Below are 18128 nucleotides of genomic sequence, written 5' to 3'. Positions count from 1 at the left end.
ATTGTTGATACGAAGGAAGTCTTTCCATTACCATTCATCGAGTATCAAATCTTTTAAGGCAGTATTTCTAGCTTCCCCTGTTGTTTCTACTCCCCTGCGCAACGCTTCCACTTCCCCGCATAGGATAAGGTAAGATTTACTTCTGGTTATACCCGTATAAATCAAGTTTCTTGCCAACATACGATGATAAGAAGGCAAAAATGGAAAAATGACGATGGGAAATTCAGAGCCTTGGGCCTTATGTACAGAACAAGCATAACCTAGGGATAATTGCCCCAATTGATTTCGTTTATAGGGAACCTCTTGGCGATCAAACTGGACCCAAAGTACAGGGTCATCTGGTTTAGAAGAATTATCGATTGCCGAAATAAGTCCCATATCCCCATTGTATACAGGATGGTCTTGATGATTGGACAATTGTAATACTTTATCTCCAAATCGAAAAACCGTATCTCCCCATGTTATTTCCTTTATACCTTCTCGCTTCGGATTGATGATTGCTTGTATTTTTTCGTTTATCCGATTTACACCCGCTTGTCCTTTATACATGGGGGCAAGTACTTGTATATCAAAAAGGGTATAACCCTTTCGAATGGCATTTTCATACGTTTGTTCAATAATCGAAACAGCTTGTTCTGCATGACAAGGAAAAAAACGTCTATCTGATAATGGGGTAAGCAAATTGTCAGGCAGCTCCCCTTTGCGAATCGAATGAGCAAGCTGAATGATGGATGAATCTTCCGCTTGGCGAAAAATATCGGTCAGCTGGACTCTGGGGATATCCGGAACTTGCAGCAAATGCTCCAACACTAACCCAGGTCCCACAGATGGAAGTTGATCCGCATCCCCAACCAATACCACTTGCATAGTAGGCGGAATCGCTCGAAAAAGTTGATTTGCCAGCCATATGTCTAACATGGAAGTTTCATCGACCACTAACAAAGAACCCTTAATCGGATTATCCGCATCATGTTCGAAAAAACCGCCTCGAAATCCGAGTAATCGATGGATGGTCATTGCGGGTATCCCGGTTGTCTCGGTCATACGTTTAGCTGCTCTTCCAGTTGGTGCTACAAGGCGAATAGGGAGATTTTCACCTTTGTTTATATCTGCATCCAAATTTAGTTCATGCAGTCTCGCAAACAAATGACAAAGACCGCGGATGACCGTTGTTTTCCCTGTTCCCGGGCCTCCAGTTAAAATCATTAATGGAGAAGAAAGAGCCATCATCATCGCTTCTCGTTGACTCTCCGCATAATGAACTTCAAACTCTTCTTCCAATTCACCAATCGCTTCATATAAATCAGTGGCGGGAAAGGTTTTTTCAATGGTTTGACTTATCATTTGGCGGCATTTTAAGGCCATGTTCACTTCTGCATAAAATAAGGTCACCAAATAAACACGATCTTCCTCCATCATGACCTTCTTTTGTTCCAGTAAATTGCCAATAGCATCTTCAAAAATAGAAGCTTCCCATTCACCCAAAAGACTTTGGGACGCAGATTCAACCTCTTGGCGAGTTAAAAATACATGACCTTCATTGGATGCTTCCTGTAAAGAATATAAAACAGCTGCTTCATATCTTTCGGGGGCATGCAGTGAAAATCCTTGTGCCTTTGCAATTTCGTCTGCTTTAAAAAATCCGATCCCTTCGATTTCATCAATTAATTGATATGGATTCTCCTTGATCACCTTAACCGTGTCTTGCTTAAAACGCTGTACTACTTTAAGTGCTAGAGCAGCACCTAGTCCGTATTCATATAAGAGGACCATCGCTTCTTCCAAAGCTTGATGCTCCCCTAGACTGTTTGCTATCGTATTTGCTTGAGTACTCGATACTCCAGGAATTTCTGCTAAGGCAGCGGGGTTAGACGCAATGAGTTGTAAAGCGTTTCCCCCTAGCCCAGCGACAATTTTTTCGGCTGTTTTTTTACCAATTCCATGAAACAAGCCGCTAGATAAATATTTGATGATAGCTTGTTCTGTTTTGGGGAGTTCCTTATTTATTTTGGAGACCATATATTGTTTTCCAAAACGAGGATGTTCTCTCCATTCTCCTTCACATGAGTAAGTCTCTCCTGCAACAGGACGCAAAAAATGACCGACAATCGTTATCTCATCCGATACTGATTTGTCCGAAGCCTCTTGCACTTCTAGTCTATAAACACCATATCCTGTATCTTCACTAAAAAACACTTCTTGGAGAACCATTCCCTTGACAAAACTATCACTCATTCTACAAAGTCTTCTTTCATTTCATGTAACACAGATTCCATGGCACACTCAGCAGAGCAGTACTTACTGGTATCCCATTCCATCGTGCCGCTTTCCGGCAAAAATTCGTAATTACAATATTGGCAGTTATGCGCTTGGCGAACTTGTTCTAACCCTTTTCTCAGCTGCTCTACTTTTTCACCTTCTAGACTAAACATAGCGGCTATATGATTGATAACTGTATCCTTATCATCAAAAAATAATGGGTCTTCTCTGGTATATGTATGTGGATTCCAGAAGGCCCAACGATCATCAGATAAGTGACAAATATGGTAATCCTCTGCTACAAAACCTGAAGCATTCTCTAAACCTTCATAGGAGCGAAAGCCTATTTCGGCAGCTAAATTATCCAACAATGCTTGGTCGATCTCAGCTAACATCGTTTTCCAATTTATCCCATCTACCCGCTGTTCCCAATCTTCCACTTTCTCCAGCTCCTTATCTATAAAGACGGCGAACTACCTCTCCTATTTTTGTTGTAGCTGCCTTTATTTCTTCTATGGTATTATCTTTTCCAAAACTAAACCTTATGGCAGAAATGGTAATTTCCTCTGGTAATTGCATTGCTTTTAGTACATGCGAAACGGACAAGGTACCTGATGTACACGCAGAACCACTAGCTGCTGCAATTCCTTCCATATCTAATTGAATCAATAAAGTTTCTGTCTCCACTCCAGGGAAACTAATATTTGCTATATGGGGCAGACTTTTCTCTTGGTGCCCATTGATAACTATATTTATCGATTCTGCTTGCAACTTTTCTATAAAAGTGTTTTTTAATTGGACAAGATGATCTCGTCTTTGCATATGATGTTTTTTTACTAGCTCTGCGGCTTTTCCAAACCCAACTATTCCTAATATGTTTTCCGTACCAGCTCGTTTTCGTCTTTCTTGAGCTCCGCCTAATGCACGTGGTAATATTTTGATTCCATTTCGAATGTAAAGAGCACCTATCCCTTTAGGCCCGTAAATTTTATGACTCGATAAACTCATTAAGTCGATTGGCAATTTCTGGACATCTAGTGGTTCTGATCCAAAAGTCTGCACTGCATCGATATGAAAAAGTATTCCAGCCTGCCTAGCGAGCTCTCCAATCTCTTCAACAGGTTGAATGGTACCAATTTCATTGTTCCCATGCAGAACAGAAATAAGAGCTGTGTCCGGTCGAATAGACGCTCTTACATCTTCTACCTGTATCCTTCCAAACTTGTCTACAGGCAAATATGTAACATCATAACCAAAACGCTCCAAATACTTGCATGCGTCTAACACTGCATGGTGTTCTATTTGCGTCGTGATTAAATGCTTTTTTTCTACTGGTTGTGCATGCATGATACCAATAAGAGCAAGATTATCAGCTTCCGTCCCGCCACTTGTAAAAACAAGCTGACTGGGATCAGCACCAATAGCACTTGCTACTTGGCTCCTTGCCGTGTCAATAGCTGCTCGCGTTTGTCGACCAAAAGCATGAATACTAGAAGGATTTCCAAAAGCGCCTTCCAGATATGGCAACATTGCTTCCCGAACTTCTGCATCAAGTGGGGTGGTTGCAGCATTATCCAAATAAATCAACATATGCTATCACATTCCATATATTTTTTTCCTGACTTATTTATTAGGATCATTCTTTTCTCACAAAAAACACATCTGATAAATCACCTAGGAACATATATTCTACAAATAGTAAGAATCACCTCCTTTTATAAAACAATCAAGAAACAGGAGGTTTTCCATCAGGCGTTAGATATAAAACATATAGTTATCAGTATTGCCATCTGAATCAAATTGGATAAGCATTGCCAGTGTGGTAGAATCGAGTTCAGTTGCTATTGCATCTCGAATTCGTTTCCATAAATCTCGTCTGGCTGGATTATCTTCATCCGTAAATTCTACAGGACTAATAGGTCCTTCTAAAACACGGATAATATCCCCAGCAGTAATTTCCTCTGGAGATTTTGCTAATTTATAACCGCCGTATGCTCCACGTATACTGCGTACTAATCCAGCATTTCGCAGTGGTGCAATCAATTGCTCCAAATAATGTTCTGACAGATCATGTCTTTCTGCTACCCGTTTTAAAGGGATTGGACCCTGTCCATAACGCGTTGCTAAGTCCATCATAATCGTTAGACCATATCGCCCTTTTGTCGATATCTTCAAAATAACACCTCATTCATTTTAATAATAACGGAAACATGTCATAAATCAATATCTTCTTATATGTGCTCCTAAAGATAAGACTAATTATCATCTACTATACGAGAAATCTCCTTACCTGTCTTGTTTTTTTAGTAGATAAGTGAGTATAAATTTTATCTTATCTACAAAGCGAGACTTGTGCCCTAGTCTGAGGTGCATAAGTGAAACTAAGCCTCTGTCTGCGCCTTGAAAGGCAAGACACATCGCCAAGTTTTCTTTATAAATGATTTTCGAATTTTTTTGGTTAATTTTGGTTTAATGAAGGGAGTGACTTCTATGGACTTATTTTCTCATCTCGGCGAAGAAGCGAAACAGACAAATGGACCACTTGCAGCACGATTGCGTCCTCGTACTTTAGACGAATTTGTTGGTCAAAAGCACATTATCGGTAAAGATACCTTACTGCGACGTGCAATTGAAGCAGATCAACTCACTTCTCTCATTTTACATGGACCTCCTGGTACAGGTAAAACAACATTAGCTGAAATCATTGCAAACAGAACAAATGCGGTCTTTGTTAAAGCTCATGCCGTTGGCACTGGTGCAAATGATATCAAACAAATCGCGAAAAGTGCCATTTCGCGACTTGCAATGGAAAATGTGAGAACCATATTGTTTATCGATGAAATTCATCGTCTAAATAGGGCACAACAAGATGTCCTATTGCCAGATGTAGAAGATGGCGGTCTCATTCTCATCGGTGCTACGACAGAAAATCCTTCCTACGAAGTGAATACCGCCTTATTATCGCGTTCGCTCGTATTTGAACTGAAACCGCTGACAGATCTTGAAGTCATCTCGATTTTAAAACGTGCACTTGAAGATAAACAAAGAGGTTTAGGAAATTTCCAATGTAAGATAGAGGAGGAAGCTCTCACCCACCTCGCACAAAAATCTGGCGGAGATACAAGACATGCTTTAAATGCTTTGGAACTAGCTGTCACAACGACAAGACCCAATAACGAAGGAATTCGACATGTGACATTAGCTGTAGCAGAAGAATCCATCCAACAAAAGCGTATCCGTTATGATAAAAAAGGAGATGGTCATTACGACTCTATCTCTGCTTTTATCAAGAGTATGCGGGGTTCTGATCCAGATGCTACTTTATATTATTTGGCTAAGATGCTCCTAGCAGGAGAAGATCCAAAATTTATTGCCCGGAGGATATTGATACAAGCTGCCGAAGATGTCGGTCTTGCTGATCCAAGAGCATTGATGGTAGCCTCAGCCGCCGCTCATGCTGTAGAATATATAGGAATGCCGGAAGCACGCATTCCCCTTGCTGAAGCAGCTCTCTACCTAGCCACCGCACCCAAAAGTAATTCTGCGTACAAAGGTATAAATGAAGCAATGGAGATCGTAAAAAAAGAATATGATGGTGAGGTGCCAGCACATCTGCAAAATCATAAGCAAGAAAAATACAAATACCCTCATGACTATGAAAATCACTTTGTTGAACAACAATATCTACCTATGGAACATAAGCACAAACAAATTTATCAACCTAGTTCAATGGGGTACGAAGGAAAATTAATCGAGCATCTAAATTGGATCAAAGGAAAAAAGAAGGGTTGAGAACAACATGAATAAACCAACAAAAATATTAGCTATTTCTGGCAGTCTACGAGAAAACTCCTTTAGTACCAAAATTTTAAAACACATGGGAAATTTTGCTCCAGAGAATGTAACATTTACACTTACAGATAAATTGGAGAAACTTCCTCACTTCAATCCTGATATCGACCAAGATCAAGCTTATGCAGAAGTAGAAGCATTTCGCACAGAACTCAAATCGGCTGATGGAGTCATTATCAGTACACCCGAATACGCAAAAGGAATACCAGGAGTACTAAAAAACGCACTGGATTGGATAGTCTCTTCTGGTGAATTTATCGATAAACCAACTGCTGTTATCAGTGCATCCCCTATGACTACCGGTGGAGAAGAAGCGATGAGGTCGCTGCTGCTTACTCTCGGCATGATCAACGCCCATATTCCCGATGGAGCGACCTTGGGCATTCCACAAGTTAGTCTAAAGATAGATAAAGAAGGTAATATAAACGATCCTTCCCTAAAGAAAGATCTAGAACAAATACTTTCGATCCTAGTAAATAAGTGAGGGGGATTATCATCCCCTGTATATTTACTATTAGCGGAAAAATGGCAGTTTTTTTACACCAATCATGCGCGCATAAAGAAAAAGTTATCCCTTTTGGTGAATTTTATGCTCGTACATACCACGAAGATAATTCTTTTTCTTCCCTTTCAATTTTGGATGTGATGAACTATTTTCTTCCAGTTCCTCATCGGAGATGGATTCATATGTAGTCTTGGTTTTTAGAGTAAAATCCTTAACTGCAACAGATAAACATTAACACTTTTTCAACTCTTGTAATTTTTCCACAATCTCATATACATCGCGCCAATCTGTAATTCGAGGTAAATTAGGATGAAGGTGACGATTGTAACAAGCATCTACCACAATTGTTGGAATACCGCCAGAAACTAACTTATTTAAATGCTCTTCTGCATCTTCGAAAAACAAATCAATCCCAAGCTTTTTTGCGACCTTTGCTTTGTTAATCGAGTTCATATGAAGGTTACTTCCGTTGTATGGGAAGTTATGTTTTTTTAGCCAGACCTTCGTCACACGTCGGATTTTCTCCATCCCTGGTCTAGCAGTAATAAAATAAACTTCATGACCTTCCTTGACGAGATTATTTAATACCTCGGAGGCATGTGGAAGAGGTAAACCAAGTGTATATATCTTCTCCTCTAACCGGCGCCATGTTTTGCGACCTTCTTGGGGCGTAAGACCAAATGGTTTATCTAAATAAAAATCAGGTACATCTTCTATAAGTACTGCTTTGCCAAACTCTTTGTTATAGATTTCTACTGCTGCTCTATGTGTATCTTTGATTGTCCCGTCGATATCTATTCCAAATCTAAGTTTCATATCTTGAACCCCCTTCAAATACTAGTATAAAACAAAAAAAGCCCCGTTATGCCGTGGCTCCTAAGTTTTGAACCTGCCCGTATTCAAAAGCAGGTGGGTGCTTTGCACCTGTATTCGTAGATCCCCCTTAAAGAGGCTCCCAGTCCAACAGATGACCCAAGCTCCCGCAGAAAAAGTGTTGGCTCAAAACTTCGGTGGCCCTCGCACATCGCAGGGTCTTTTCTTACATTTATAGTAGCATAAAGATTACCAGAAGGCAACAAAAACCAAAATGAAAGCGGTTTATTTTTTGAAATGTTTTCATACTTTTCGAAATAAAACAGCTCAAAACTTTATAGATAGGAAAAACGCTAAGGTAAATAATCTTAGCGTTTTGAAATAACAAACCAAATTTAAATTTTTATCGAACAACTTGTTTGTTTGATATTTTAATATGGAGGTCTGTCAGTTGTTTTTCATCTACTTCGGAAGGAGCCTCTGTCATGAGATCACTAGCACTAGCTGTTTTTGGGAATGCAATACATTCACGCAGATTTTTTGCTCCTGCTAGTAACATGATGATTCGGTCAAAGCCAAATGCCATACCGCCATGAGGTGGTGCACCAAATTCAAAAGCATCTAGCAAAAAGCCGAATTTCGATTTAGCCTCTTCTTGTGAGATTCCTAACAGATCAAACATTTTCATTTGCAGTTCACGATTATAGATCCGCTGACTTCCACTGGACAATTCATATCCATTTAGTACAAGGTCATGTGCCTGTGAGCGGACTGCTCCTAAATCACTGTCCAGCAATGGTATATCTTCTTCCACTGGCATCGTAAACGGATGGTGTGCTGGAACGTACTGACCTGATTCTTCTTCCAATTCAAACAGCGGAAATTCGGTAATCCATGCAAATGCATATTTACTTTCATCAATTAAGTCAAGTGCCCGACCAAGACGCAAACGCAGCTCACCCATCACATTGGCCACAGCTTTCTGTTTATCCGCCATGATATAGATGATGTCACCTGTTGAAGCACCTGTTAACTCTTTGATCTTTACTATTTCCTCTTCTGAGACAAACTTAGCGACAGATCCTTTCACTCCTTCTTCTTTGAGTGCTAACCAAGCTAATCCTTTGGCCCCGAGTTCCTGTGCAACACCGATCCAAGTCTCTACTTCTTTCCTACTCCAGCTTGCTTTACCTGGAACAACGATTGCCTTTAAAACACCACCAGATTGGATTGCGTTTTGGAATACTTGAAAAGAATTTTTCTCCAAAGCAGGTGATACATTTACTAATTCCATCCCAAAACGCAGGTCAGGCTTGTCTGAACCATAACGCTCCATCGCTTCTTGATAAGGAATGCGAGGGAAAGGACTTTGGATATCTACACCAAGTGTCTCTTTCCAAAGGGTTACAAACATTTTTTCCATCATCGAAAATAAATCTTCTAAAGGCAAAAAGGACATTTCTAAGTCGATTTGCGTAAATTCAGGCTGCCGATCTGCACGCAAGTCTTCATCTCGGAAACATCTAGCGATCTGAAAATAGCGCTCCATCCCTGCGACCATAAACAATTGCTTAAAGAGCTGAGGTGATTGGGGTAAGGCATAAAACTCCCCTTTGTGGATTCTGCTTGGAACCAAATAATCACGCGCACCTTCAGGCGTACTTTTGGTAAGAATAGGAGTTTCTAGTTCTACAAATCCCTGGCTATCCAAATACCTGCGTACTACTTGCATCGCTTTATGGCGAAGCATCAATGTTTGTTGCATTTTTGGACGACGCAGATCAAGATACCGGTATTTTAAGCGAACACTCTCATCGACATCAACACGGTCTTGAATCGGAAAAGGTGGCGTTTTTGCTGGATTAAAGAGATGTATTTGCTCTCCCTTTACTTCTAATTCACCAGTAGGAATATTAGGGTTAACGGTATCAGCTGAGCGCTTTACCACTTTTCCTGTGATGGACACTACATATTCACTTCTGACTTGATCGGCTATACTTACAGCCTCCGCTGAAATATCGGGGTTGAACACAACTTGCATCGTACCTGTACGATCACGAATATCAAGAAAAATAACTCCACCGAGATCTCGCCGGGATTGTACCCATCCATTTATGGTCACTTGTTCGTCTAATGCCTGTACACAAGCATCAATATAATGCGTCCGAAACATCTCTTTACTTTCCCTCCAGTAAATAGGAGACCAATTGATCCATCGCTATGGATTTTTGTTCACCTGTTTCCATCTGTTTCACTTGAATTTTTCCACTTGCTAATTCTTCATCACCAAGAACGGCTACATAGCGGGCTTTATAACGATTAGCCGCTTTAAATTGAGCTTTCATCTTACGATCTAAGTAATCCCGTTCTGCTTTTAACCCTGCCCCGCGCAGTTCTCCTAGTAAACGAACAGAAGCATGTTGTGCTTGTTCACCCATCGTAACGAGAAAACAATCCATCGGTTTGGTGGATGGAATAGCCACATTCTGCTCCTTTAAAGCCAATATAACTCTTTCCAATCCTATACCAAATCCAATGCCTGAAACTTCTGGACCACCTAGTTCTTGGACTAAACCATTATAACGTCCACCGCCGCCAATCACTCCAGCTTGCGCTCCCAATTCTTCGATCATAAACTCAAAAGCAGTTTGGGTGTAATAATCCAAGCCGCGAACCAAACGATCATTTACTTGAAAAGGAACTTGCAGCTCTTGTAAGTAAGATTGGACACGCTCAAAATTTTCCATACTCGCTTTGTCTAGTGAATCTAAGATAGAAGGAGCACCCTCCGCAATTTCTTGTGTTCGCTTTACCTTACTATCTAAAATCCTCATCGGATTGCGATAAAGACGTGATTTGGCATCTTGATCTAGTTCCGCTTCAAAAGGAGCAAAGTATTCGATTAATTTTTCAAAATATTTCGCTCTGATCTCTGGAGTTCCCACATTATTAATCCCTACTTGCACCCCTGAAATCCCGAGAGAACGATAAAACGCGAGACCTAATGAAATAACTTCAGCATCGAGTGCCGGATCATCGCTACCAAATACCTCTACTCCAAACTGGTGAAACTGACGGTACCTTCCTGCTTGCGGACGTTCATATCGGAACATCGGCCCAAAATAATACAGCTTTACAGGAAGCGATTCTCCATACATTTTATTCTCTACAAAAGAGCGAACCACACCTGCTGTACCTTCAGGACGAAGGGTCAGAGATCGTTTTTTTCGATCCAAAAAAGTGTACATTTCTTTTTCCACAATATCCGTTGTCTCTCCGACCCCTCGCTCGTAAAGTGACGTTTCTTCAAAAATTGGTGTACGTACTTCCTCATAAGCGTATCGTGCACATATTTCTCTGGCTGTTTTTTCCAGGTAATGCCAAGTAGTCACCTCGTTTGGCAAGATATCATATGTACCGCGTGGAATACCCATATTTTTGCTGACCTCCTTTTATGGAAATTAAAAAATCTCCCGCCACTGACCTTATTGTCAGGGACGAGAGATTGGTAAACAATCTTTAAAAAACCCGTGGTACCACCCTAATTGAAAACAGATAAAAAGTTTTCCACTTCTTGTCCATTATCGCTGGATATGCGTCTAGCTCTACTCCCTTTACTGGTTTCGCACTAGAACCTCTGGGTGTCATTCGCCGAATCGTAACTGGAGAACTTTACAGCCTATGAGTTCTCCTCTCTTTAAGTTCGTTACTCGATTACTATTCCCATCATTGGTGGTTATGTAATTGAATGTATTAGTGTAATGAAGTATGTGAAAGAAAGTGTAATCTTTGTTTAAGATTATATGAAGATTATGTTGCGGTGTCAAGCATATCCACATCTAATATTTACAATGTAACCGCTCTTAATTATGTCTATTTTGTGTCTGTATAAATACATTTGTGAAACCGCTAACATTTTTATCACAACCCAATTATGCTACAATATTTGCGATTACATACGAAGGTGAGAGGTTAAAAATGAAACTATTTTTTATTCTAGGTAGTATCTTAATGGCACTCGCTGTAGCGATCGGAGCTTTTGGAGCACATGGATTAGCAGGCAAAGTAAGTGAAAAAATGCTCTCCAATTGGCAGACAGGAGCTCATTACCATATCGTCCATGCTCTAGCTATCATCATTGTCGCATTGACCATGGCCAAATTCGGCAATAGTGGAATGCTCACGACTGCTGCTTGGCTGCTCTTTGTCGGCATTCTCTTTTTCTCTGGAAGTCTGTATATTATGGTGCTTACAAACGTAAAAGTACTCGGAGCCATTACACCAATCGGTGGAGTTGCCTTTATCGCTGGCTGGATTGTTTATGCAGTTGCAATTGCAAAATTAATCCCTTAGTGATTGTATTTTTATGAAGTCCATAGTATGATTATTCACGACCGAGTCCCCTAGAGAAAAATGGGATGTAATGGCTGCTCGACTGAAGCACACCATGGTCGAGAAAATCGACGAGCTGGCTGAAAGCTTCAACCAGTTGCTGAACAACAAGGCTCTGGACACTGAGAAGATGGTGAGGTACTTGAACCGCACCTCACTTCTTGGTGATGAAATCAGGATTGCCACAAATAGGTTTTCAGAGGACACCAAGACTCTGGAATTGATCCTGAACGGCATCGAAGATGAAGTAGTAGTCGAGTCAAGGAAGCTGGTCTTTCAGGTTCAGGATGGTGTGGGATTTGCCGATCCTGAACTCATCGTCACTGTAGAAAAAGTGACGACTGCCTCCGAATCGAAGACCATTCCATACTTCTTGGCTGAGATCACCGACGAGGTGTTCCGTTCCTTCTTCGAACTGTAATTCCAGCAACTGAGTGAGTGCCCAGTCTGTGGTCCACATGGACACAGACTGGGCACTCGTGCGTTTCAACAAACATATAGAATACCATGTCTAAACTGAACTTATCCGATAGGAAATAATAAAATTAATAATCTCTTTACATAAAGTATCTAAAAACCCATGTTATAATGACTCCACACCGTCAGAACAGAAAGGATTACGGTGAACCAACTTCAAACAGTCTGTCATCGGGTCGAGCCGATCAACGATTGGCTTCGAAGCCAGGGTTTGGACATCCGGGTCTCTGCTCCCTTGTCGCCTCCGACCGAGGAGCATGTCACCCACGGACAAGAGACGTATGAGCTCACCAACTACACCATCTTCTCCGCTGCCAACAGGCTTTTCTTCACAGCAGAGGGATGGAAGAACGGTCTGCACAAGGTCACCAGAGTCCGAAGGATCTCCGCCTCATCCGAAGGACGTGTGAGCATCACCGAATACATCCGAGAGGTGAATGAAAGTAAGTTGGGAAAGCAGATTCCGATCACCGAACCCATCACCAAAAACTTCGATGAAGTTGGTTCAGAAGACATCCGCTTCTGGTAGGTAGTTCTTTCGGCACAATGCACCCCTGTCCTCAGCCGAGGCAGGGGTGTCCGACGTTTTTTTCGCAGAAAAATAAAATATACAAGTTTGTGATAATATTTAATTAGCCTTTGCCATTTGATGATTGGGGTCACAGTGGAACCCAGAGACGAACTCGTCACGGATCGGGAATGGTTCCATCAGCTGATGGGACTTCTGCTCCAGCAACTTGGACAGAACAAAATCTATCCTGCTCCTGATGAAGAACTGATATTGAAGGACTTCAGTATCTCCGTCCAAGACGATGGCTTCATCATTGTTGCGTCTGCTGTATCCAAAGACGGAAGAAATTCGGTCTCAAAGACGCTCACCTACCAAGAGGAAGGTGAAAAACATGGAGAAGCCATCATCTTCTGTAAAGTGATGCTCATCGGAGACTCTCCTCAACACAAGGAAAAAGAAGTTCGGATAGAAAACAAAAGCAATGTGAATTCCGAGACCGTATACAACTTATGGCAAGGGATAGACCACTGGCAAGAAGACCATTCTCTAGAGGTCTAAAAGCTGCCCCGCCGGATCATCCTGATCTGGCAGAGCAGCGCCGATAACAATTATTTTCCATAGAAAAAAGCCTGATCGATATGGATCAGGCTTTCGTAGTATTTCTTACAGTAATTTTTCCAGCTGTTCTACTACATTTTCCACATTGAATCCAAATTTCTCGAGTAACAAATCTCCAGGTGCAGAAGCCCCAAAGTGATTGATACCAATTACCGTTCCTTTTTCACCCACATATTTGTCCCAGCCCATAGGATGTGCTGCTTCAATTGCAACACGTGCGGTGAGATGGCTTGGGATAATATTTTCTTTTTCTGCATGGGTTAAATGATCGAAGTTTTCCCGGCATGGCATACTTACAACACGTACATGTACACCTTTTTCTGCCAGCTTTTGCTGTGCTTTTACTGCTAATCCCACTTCAGAACCAGTAGCGATAAGCACTCCCTTTTCCTCCCCTTGCGATGGAGAGACAACATATGCCCCCTGTTTTACGATCTCTGCTTTTTTGCCTACTGTGCCAGGCAGCACAGGCAGGTTTTGTCTGCTCAAAATAAGGGCAACGGGATGATCCTGTGATTTTAATGCATATTCCCATGCAGCAACGGTTTCATTTGCATCAGCAGGACGAACTACTTTCAATCCAGGAATCAAGCGCAGAGATGGAATGTGTTCTACTGGCTCGTGAGTTGGTCCATCTTCGCCGACAGCTACACTATCGTGAGTGAACACATAGGTTACTGGCAATTGCGAAAGTGCCGCCAGCCGAATAGAAGGGCGCAAGTAGTCGGAGAAAACTAAGAAAGTAGCACCAAAAACATGAAGCCCTCCATGCAGTGCCATTCCATTTAATGCTCCACCCATCCCATGCTCGCGAACCCCAAACCAAATATTGCGGCCTGCATAGTCATCCGGGCTAAAATTGGCATCGTCTTTCATTGTTGTATTGTTAGAAGAAGCTAAGTCTGCTGATCCACCAAAGAGAGTTGGAATTTCTTTTGCCAATACTTGCAGCGCTTTCCCAGAAGCTGCTCTTGTAGCAATTCCCTTTTCATCGGCTTCAAAAGTTGGCAGATGTTCTGCCCAATCCGTGAGCAGTTCTCTAGCAAAAGCTTGTTTGATTTGATTTGCTAAGATTGGATATTCCTTTTCATAGCTTTCAAACATTTGATTCCACTGTGCTTCGGCTTTCGCTAATTCATTTCTGATCGCAGAGAAGTTTTCAGATACTTCAGCAGGCACATAAAAAGGAGTTTCCTCCGTCCAATTGTAAGCACGACGAACACCTGCTATTTCTTCCGTACCAAGCGGCTTCCCATGGGCCTCAGATGTTCCAGCACGGCCTGGGCTGCCATATCCAATGATGGTACGTACTTCAATCAAAGTTGGTTTAGACGATTCTTGTTTTGCTTGTTCGATAGCTTGATTAATAGCTTCTATATCATTTCCATCTTCTACATGCAACACTTGCCATCCATTGGCTTCAAAACGTTTGGATGTGTCTTCAGAAAAAGACTTGGATAGATCACCATCAAGGGATATATGATTCGAATCATACATTACGATCAATTTGCCTAGTTGCAAGTGACCTGCCAAAGATGCTGCTTCTTGAGCAATACCTTCCATCAAGTCTCCATCACCGCATATTGCATATGTAAAATGATCGATTACATCATATCCATCACGATTATAAGTTGCTGCTAGATGACGTTCTGCCATAGCCATTCCAACAGCATTGGCAATTCCTTGGCCTAGTGGGCCTGTTGTAGCTTCTACACCAACTGTATGTTTCACCTCTGGGTGACCTGGCGTCAAACTACCCCATTGGCGGAATTCTTTTAAGTCATCAATAGTGAGCCCATAACCGAATAGATGAAGCAAACTATACAAAAGTGCTGAACCGTGCCCGGCTGATAAAATAAAACGATCACGATTATACCAATCTGGGTTTTGAGGATTGTGCTTTAATTGCTTTGCCCAAAGCGTGTAAGCCATGGGAGCAGCCCCCATTGGTAAACCAGGATGTCCAGAATTTGCTTGTTCAATCTGGTCAATGGACAACATCCTGATAGTATTAATTGAAAGTTGATCTATCGTCATAAAAATATCCTCCTTTTCCTCCATCATTATAGCACGCAAATCTAAAAACTATCCAAAATGAGGGTGACTGGTCCGTCGTTTACTAACTCCACATCCATCTTTGCCCCGAATATTCCTGTTTCCACCTTAACTCCTTTGGCAAGAAGTTCTTGATTCCATTTTTCGTATAAGGATAGCGCTTCTTCTGGACGTGCTGCTGCCATAAAATTAGGCCTTCTTCCTTTTCGACAATCTCCGTAGAGGGTAAATTGAGAAACGGAAAGAATACTGCCCTCCTCATCCAGCAGTGATCTATTCATTTTTCCTTGTTCATCTTCAAATATTCGCAAGTTCACTACTTTATCTGCAAGATATGCTATTTCTTTTTCACTATCTCCGTCTGTAAAACCAACAAACAAAAGGAGCCCATGATCAATGGCTCCTACAATGTCCCCATCTACTGTGACACTGGCTTTACTTACACGCTGCAACAATACTCGCAAAATCAATCACCCTTGTCCAACTGTTCTTTGTACACTGTAAATATCCCGTACACCTTTCACTCGTTCTACTACAGACCGCAAATGATGGATATTACGTATGGCTACGGTCAATTGAATATTTGCAAATCCTTTCGGATGAACTTTTGCATTCACTGCACTATAGTTTGCCTTTGTATCATTGACTGCTTGAAGCACATCATTCAACAATCCAAGGCGGTCATAGCCGGATACTTCAATATCCACTTGATACGAAGCTGCAGGTTCTCCTTCCCATTCAACCTCTACCCGTCTATCTAATTCCACACTTTGCAAGTTAGGGCAATCTGCCCGATGAACGGATACCCCTCTTCCACGAGTTACAAATCCACCGATCTCTTCCCCTGGAACAGGATGACAACATCGAGACAATCTCACAAGCACATTATCTACCCCTATTACTCGCACACCTACATCCAATCGGCGGCGGCGTTGTGGAGTAGTTTTCACTTCAGGAATAATAGGCGGCAATTCTTCTCTTAAACCAGTCGTGAGTCGATGGACCACTTGAGCGGTTGAGATTCCACCATAGCCTACAGCTGCTAACATCTCATCAGTATTAGGGAAATTAAATCGTTTGCAAACTTCTATCATCTTTTCAGATTTCATCGCTTCGTTAATATCATAATCATGTTTTTTGAGAAGCGCTTCTACCATCTCTTTTCCCTTGATGATACTCTCTTCTCTTCGTTGGGTTTTGAACCAGCTGCGTATTTTATTCCGAGCATGAGATGTTTTTACTAATTTAAGCCAATCCTGGCTCGGTCCATAGCTGTGTTTCGAAGTGAGGACTTGTACTTTATCTCCTGTCTGTAATTTATAATCAAGTGGCACAATATTGCCGTTTACTTTTGCCCCAACACATTTATTTCCCACTTCTGTGTGAATACGATATGCAAAATCAAGTGGTACGGAACCAGCAGGAAGTTCAATCACATCTGTTTTAGGTGTAAACACGAAAACAGTATCTGTGAACCAGTCCATTTTCAGACTCTCCACAAATTCTTCCGCATCTCTTGATTCTGATTGTAACTCCATCATTTCTCTAAACCATTTTAACTTATCCGAAAAAGATTGTTTCCCTACAGTTGTACCTTCTTTATAGGCCCAGTGAGCTGCAATCCCATATTCTGCGATCCGGTGCATTTCCATGGTCCGTATCTGCACCTCAATGGGCTCCCCTTTAGGGCCTAAAACAGTAGTATGCAGGGATTGATACATATTTGTCTTGGGCATAGCAATATAATCTTTAAAACGACCAGGCATTGGCTTCCACATGGTATGAATCATGCCAAGCACAGCATAACAATCTCTTACAGAGTTTACGATCACACGAACTGCCATCAGATCATAAATCTCATGAAATTGCTTATGCTGGGTTTTCATTTTGCGATAAATGCTATAAATATGCTTAGGACGACCAGAAATATCTTCTACCTGCAAATCCATCTCTGTGAATTTGTCGTATAGCGTTTCAATAATTTCACTCAAAAAAGCTTCCCGTTCTGTTCGTTTTTTCTTCATCATGGAAACAATTTTGTAGTACTGTTGAGGATTCATATAGCGAAGAGACCGATCTTCTAATTCCCATTTAATTTTGGAAATCCCCAATCGATGAGCTAGTGGTGCAAAAATCTCTAATGTCTCTTCCGCTTTCTTTCTCTGTTTCTCTTCTGGTAGATGTTGCAGAGTTCTCATATTATGCAGACGATCTGCGAGTTTACAGAGAACAACTCGTACGTCTTTTGCCATCGCAATAAACATTTTGCGATGATTTTCTGCCTGATGCTCTGCATTGGATCGAAATTTAAACCCTTTCAACTTAGTCAATCCATCTACCAAAGATGCAACTGTTTCTCCGAATTCTTCATGGATTTGCGCTAAAGTTACCCCTGTATCTTCCACAACATCATGCAGAAGACCAGCAATAAGAGTAGAACTATCCATCTGCAAATCTAACAAAATTTCTGTAACTGCTACAGGATGTAAGATGTACGGCTCGCCTGATTTCCGTAATTGTCCATCATGTGCTTTCTCCGCATATTTATAAGCTTTTTCAAGCTTGGCCACTTCTTCGGGAGGTAAATACGTAGCCGCTTTTTGGAATAGCTCTTGTACAAGTATCATCACGTTCAGCCCTAACCAA

At 41.5% G+C, this 18128-nt stretch carries 16 protein-coding genes, 1 other RNA gene and 1 other annotated feature; of the genes, 6 read left to right on the top strand and 11 right to left on the bottom strand.

Annotated elements, in window-relative coordinates:
* Positions 1-27: 27 nt before the first annotated feature.
* From recD2 to cymR, 4 genes are all read right to left on the bottom strand, one after another.
* Positions 28-2235, bottom strand: a complete 2208-nt coding sequence (gene recD2 / locus MK805_RS01495) for an SF1B family DNA helicase RecD2 (protein WP_240873419.1) — start codon at positions 2233-2235, stop codon at positions 28-30.
* Positions 2232-2699, bottom strand: coding sequence for a hypothetical protein (locus tag MK805_RS01490; protein ID WP_240873418.1), 468 nt, complete (start codon positions 2697-2699; stop codon positions 2232-2234). The genes recD2 and MK805_RS01490 overlap by 4 nt, the downstream gene beginning before the upstream one ends.
* A 13-nt stretch (positions 2700-2712) precedes the next feature.
* Positions 2713-3849, bottom strand: coding sequence for a cysteine desulfurase family protein (locus tag MK805_RS01485; protein ID WP_240873417.1), 1137 nt, complete (start codon positions 3847-3849; stop codon positions 2713-2715).
* Positions 3850-4014: 165 nt separating this feature from the next.
* Positions 4015-4434, bottom strand: a complete 420-nt coding sequence (gene cymR, locus MK805_RS01480) for a cysteine metabolism transcriptional regulator CymR (RefSeq protein WP_240873416.1) — start codon at positions 4432-4434, stop codon at positions 4015-4017.
* Positions 4435-4749: 315 nt separating this feature from the next.
* Here cymR and MK805_RS01475 point away from each other — a divergent pair, with 315 nt between their 5' ends.
* Positions 4750-6051, top strand: coding sequence for a replication-associated recombination protein A (locus MK805_RS01475; protein ID WP_240873415.1), 1302 nt, complete (start codon positions 4750-4752; stop codon positions 6049-6051).
* Positions 6052-6058: 7 nt separating this feature from the next.
* Complete coding sequence (locus MK805_RS01470; protein ID WP_240873414.1) at positions 6059-6595, top strand: NADPH-dependent FMN reductase; 537 nt, start codon at positions 6059-6061, stop codon at positions 6593-6595.
* 252 nt (positions 6596-6847) lie between these two features.
* Here the strand turns inward: MK805_RS01470 and MK805_RS01465 are convergent, their stop codons facing one another.
* The 4 genes from MK805_RS01465 to hisS form a co-directional block, all read right to left on the bottom strand.
* Positions 6848-7432, bottom strand: a complete 585-nt coding sequence (locus tag MK805_RS01465; protein ID WP_240873413.1) for a 5' nucleotidase, NT5C type — start codon at positions 7430-7432, stop codon at positions 6848-6850.
* A 36-nt stretch (positions 7433-7468) separates the two neighbouring features.
* A non-coding RNA gene (gene ssrS / locus MK805_RS01460) (6S RNA) lies at positions 7469-7652 on the bottom strand.
* 180 nt (positions 7653-7832) lie between these two features.
* The gene (gene aspS, locus MK805_RS01455; RefSeq protein ID WP_240873412.1) at positions 7833-9602 is read right to left on the bottom strand and encodes an aspartate--tRNA ligase; all 1770 of its coding nucleotides are present in this window, start codon (positions 9600-9602) and stop codon (positions 7833-7835) included.
* Positions 9603-9606: 4 nt separating this feature from the next.
* Complete coding sequence (gene hisS, locus MK805_RS01450; protein WP_240873411.1) at positions 9607-10863, bottom strand: histidine--tRNA ligase; 1257 nt, start codon at positions 10861-10863, stop codon at positions 9607-9609.
* A gap of 56 nt (positions 10864-10919) precedes the next feature.
* Positions 10920-11168 (bottom strand) — a binding site (T-box leader).
* 239 nt (positions 11169-11407) lie between these two features.
* Here hisS and MK805_RS01445 point away from each other — a divergent pair.
* The 4 genes from MK805_RS01445 to MK805_RS01430 all read left to right on the top strand — a co-directional run bounded on the left by MK805_RS01445 (position 11408) and on the right by MK805_RS01430 (position 13367).
* Positions 11408-11782 carry a DUF423 domain-containing protein gene (locus tag MK805_RS01445; protein ID WP_240873410.1) on the top strand — a complete coding sequence of 125 codons (375 nt, stop codon included), beginning with the start codon at positions 11408-11410 and terminating at the stop codon, positions 11780-11782.
* Between the two features lie 70 nt (positions 11783-11852).
* Positions 11853-12242, top strand: a complete 390-nt coding sequence (locus tag MK805_RS01440) for a hypothetical protein (protein WP_240873409.1) — start codon at positions 11853-11855, stop codon at positions 12240-12242.
* Positions 12243-12443: 201 nt separating this feature from the next.
* The gene (locus MK805_RS01435; protein WP_240873408.1) at positions 12444-12827 is read left to right on the top strand and encodes a hypothetical protein; all 384 of its coding nucleotides are present in this window, start codon (positions 12444-12446) and stop codon (positions 12825-12827) included.
* Positions 12828-12962: 135 nt separating this feature from the next.
* Entirely contained in the window at positions 12963-13367 is a 405-nt protein-coding gene (locus MK805_RS01430; RefSeq protein WP_240873407.1) for a hypothetical protein, read from the top strand.
* A gap of 105 nt (positions 13368-13472) precedes the next feature.
* Here MK805_RS01430 and tkt read toward each other — a convergent pair whose 3' ends face one another.
* The 3 genes from tkt to MK805_RS01415 are packed head-to-tail and all read right to left on the bottom strand — an operon-like array spanning position 13473 to position 18109.
* Positions 13473-15464: a transketolase gene (gene tkt / locus MK805_RS01425; RefSeq protein ID WP_240873406.1), complete on the bottom strand. Its 1992-nt coding sequence runs from the start codon at positions 15462-15464 to the stop codon at positions 13473-13475.
* A 41-nt stretch (positions 15465-15505) separates the two neighbouring features.
* The gene (dtd, locus tag MK805_RS01420) at positions 15506-15946 is read right to left on the bottom strand and encodes a D-aminoacyl-tRNA deacylase (protein WP_240873405.1); all 441 of its coding nucleotides are present in this window, start codon (positions 15944-15946) and stop codon (positions 15506-15508) included.
* A gap of 6 nt (positions 15947-15952) precedes the next feature.
* Entirely contained in the window at positions 15953-18109 is a 2157-nt protein-coding gene (locus tag MK805_RS01415) for a RelA/SpoT family protein (RefSeq protein ID WP_240873404.1), read from the bottom strand.
* Positions 18110-18128: the final 19 nt, after the last annotated feature.

The sequence above is a fragment of the Shimazuella soli genome, assembly GCF_022511585.1.
Taxonomy (GTDB): domain Bacteria; phylum Bacillota; class Bacilli; order Thermoactinomycetales; family Thermoactinomycetaceae; genus Shimazuella; species Shimazuella soli.
The sequence above is the reverse complement of the archived record's forward strand: the minus strand, read 5'-3'. Positions and strand labels throughout refer to the sequence as shown.